Here is a 3338-nt window from a genome sequence, read left to right as displayed (position 1 = left end):
ACCATGTCGTCGCCGTCATCGGCGACGGGGCGCTGACCGGCGGGATGGCCTGGGAGGCGCTGAACAACATCGCCGCCGCCAAGGACCGCCCGCTGGTGATCGTCGTCAACGACAACGAGCGCTCGTACGCGCCGACGATCGGCGGCCTCGCCAATCACCTCGCCACTCTCCGTACCACCGACGGCTACGAGCGCTTCCTCGCCCGCGGCAAGGACATCCTCGGCCGCACCCCTGTCGTCGGCAAGCCGCTGTACGAGACCCTCCACGGCGCCAAGAAGGGCCTTAAGGACTTCATCGCCCCGCAGGGCATGTTCGAGGACCTCGGCCTCAAGTACGTCGGGCCCATCGACGGCCATGACATCGAGGCCCTGGAGTCGGCGCTCGCCCGCGCCAAGCGGTTCGGCGGACCGGTGATCGTCCACTGTCTCACCGAGAAGGGGCGCGGCTATCAGCCCGCCCTCCAGGACGAGGCCGACCGCTTCCACGCCGTCGGCAAGATCCACCCCGACACGGGGCTGCCGATCGCCGGCTCGGGCCTCGACTGGACCTCGGTCTTCGGCGAGGAGATGGTCAAGCTCGGCCGGGAGCGCGAGGACATCGTCGCCATCACGGCCGCGATGCTCCAGCCGGTCGGCCTCGACCGGTTCGCCAAGGAGTTCCCCGACCGGGTCTACGACGTGGGCATCGCCGAGCAGCACGGAGCGGTGTCCGCCGCCGGTCTCGCCACCGGGGGAGTGCACCCCGTCTTCGCGGTGTACGCGACGTTCCTCAACCGTGCCTTCGACCAGGTGCTGCTGGATGTCGCCCTGCACAAGTGCGGAGTGACGTTCGTCCTGGACCGCGCGGGCATCACCGGCACCGACGGCCCCTCGCACAACGGCATGTGGGACATGTCCATCCTCCAGGTCGTCCCCGGCCTGCGGCTCGCCGCCCCGCGCGACGCCGACCAGGTCCGCGCCCAGCTGCGCGAGGCCGTCGCCGTCGACGACGCGCCGACCGTGGTGCGGTTCTCCAAGGGCGCGGTCGGACCGGCGGTCAAGGCCGTGGGCCGGATCGGCGGAATGGACGTCCTGCGCCACCCCGGTGCCGACCGGCCCGATGTGCTCCTCGTCTCGGTCGGCGCGCTCGCCCCGATGTGCCTGGAGATCGCCGACCTGCTCGACAAGCAGGGCATCTCCACCACCGTCGTGGACCCGCGCTGGGTCAAGCCGGTGGACGAGGCCCTTCCCCCGCTCGCCGAGCGGCACCGGGTCGTCGTCACCGTCGAGGACAACATCCGGGTCGGCGGGGTCGGCTCCGCCGTCTCGCAGGCCCTGCGCGACGCGGGCGTCGACATCCCGCTGCGCGACTTCGGCATCCCGCCGCGCTTCCTCGACCACGCCTCCCGCAAGGAGGTCCTCGCCGAGATCGGGCTCACCGCACCCGATATCGCCCGGCAGGTCACCGGCCTGGTCGCGAAGTTGGACGGCAGGTTCGCCGGTGCGGCCGACCAGGCCGTGGAACCGGCCCGCGACTGACGGCGGACGCCGTCCATTCGGAGCAAGCCGGCGCGCTCCACGTGTGAGAACGGCCGGGAGGGTCACCCTGGATGGGTGGTCCTTCCGGCCCATTCGCGTGAATTCCACCGTTCGGCCGTGCCTGGACCGCCGCCCGTCCCGATCATGTCGGGGACGACAAGCGTGGAGGTGCACGGTGAGCACACACACAGACCCCGCAGGCCGAGCGGGTGTCTTCCGTACCAAGAGTGTCGAGCAGTCCATCAGCGACACCGAGGAGCCGGAGCACGCGCTCAAGAGATCCCTCTCTGCGCTGGATCTCACCGTCTTCGGCGTCGGTGTCATCATCGGCACCGGAATCTTCGTCCTCACCGGCGCGGTGGCCAAGGAGAACGCCGGCCCGGCCACCGCGATCGCCTTCGCCGTCGCCGGGGTCGTCTGCGGCCTCGCGGCCCTGTGCTACGCGGAGTTCGCGTCCACCGTCCCCGTCGCGGGCTCCGCGTACACCTTCTCCTACGCCTCCCTCGGCGAACTGCCCGCCTGGATCATCGGCTGGGACCTGGTCCTCGAATTCGCCCTCGGTACGGCGGTGGTCGCCGTCGGCTGGTCCGGCTATGTCCGCTCCCTGATGGACAACGTCGGCTGGCATCTGCCCGCATCCCTCTCCGGCACGAACCACGACTACGGATTCGCCTTCGACCTGCTGGCGTTCCTGCTGGTCCTGGTGCTCACCGCGATCCTCGTCCTCGGGATGAAGCTCTCCGCCCGGGTCACCTCGGTCGTCGTCGCCATCAAGGTGGGCGTCGTCCTGCTGGTCATCGTGGCCGGCGCGTTCTTCGTCAAGGCGGCCAACTACAGCCCCTTCATCCCCCCGGCGGTGAAGTCGGAGGGCGGCGACGGCATCAAGGAACCCCTCATCCAGCTGATGTTCGGCTACGCGCCCACCAACTTCGGCGTCATGGGCATCTTCACCGCCGCCTCCGTCGTCTTCTTCGCCTTCATCGGCTTCGACGTCGTCGCCACGGCCGCCGAGGAGACCGCGCTCCCGCAGCGGGACATGCCCCGTGGCATCCTCGGCTCCCTGTTCATCTGCACCGTGCTGTACGTCGCCGTCTCGATCGTCGTCACCGGTATGCAGCACTACACCCAACTGTCCATCGACGCCCCGCTCGCCGACGCCTTCAAGGCCACCGGGCATCCCTGGTACGCGGGAGTCATCAGCTTCGGCGCGGCCGTCGGCCTCACCACCGTCTGTATGATCCTGCTGCTCGGGCAGACCCGGGTGTTCTTCGCGATGAGCCGGGACGGGCTGCTGCCCCGGTTCTTCTCCCGGGTGCACCCGCGATTCGCCACCCCGTACCGGGCGACCGTGCTCCTCGGCGTGATCATCGCGGTCATCGCGGGCTTCACCAGCATCGAGGAACTGGCGACCCTGGTGAACATCGGCACCCTCTTCGCCTTCGTCGTCGTGGCGATCGGCGTCGTCATCCTGCGCCGCACCCGCCCGGATCTGCCCCGCTCCTTCCGCACTCCGCTGGTGCCGTGGCTGCCGATCCTGTCGGTGGCGGCGTCCCTGTGGCTGATGCTGAACCTGCCGGCGGAGACGTGGTTGCGGTTCGGGATCTGGATGGTGATCGGGGTGATCGTGTACTTCGTGTACGGCCGCCGCCACAGCAGGCTGGAGCCGGGCGCGGCAGCGTCCCGCGCGGAGTCGCCCCGCTGACCCCTCATTTGACTCCTCCCGGGCGCGCAACTCCAGCCGTCCGGCGTTTGAAAGGCAGCCGACGAGGCTGGGATTGCGGGGGCCGGCGCGCACACCCAGCCCGTCCGGCGTTCGAGGAC

Annotated in this window: 2 protein-coding genes; both read left to right on the top strand. The window is 69.8% G+C overall.

Translation table 11 applies throughout. The annotated features are described in order from the left end of the window. On the top strand, positions 1-1517 hold a 1517-nt coding region (locus ACWF94_RS36905; RefSeq protein WP_453499026.1), incomplete at its 5' end, for a 1-deoxy-D-xylulose-5-phosphate synthase N-terminal domain-containing protein. A 175-nt stretch (positions 1518-1692) separates the two neighbouring features. Next, positions 1693-3219: an amino acid permease gene (locus ACWF94_RS36900; RefSeq protein ID WP_453499024.1), complete on the top strand. Its 1527-nt coding sequence runs from the start codon at positions 1693-1695 to the stop codon at positions 3217-3219. The last annotated feature ends 119 nt before the right edge of the window (positions 3220-3338 follow it).

This window comes from Streptomyces sp. NPDC055078, assembly GCF_053607985.1.
This window is presented reverse-complemented; position numbering and strand designations above follow the sequence as displayed.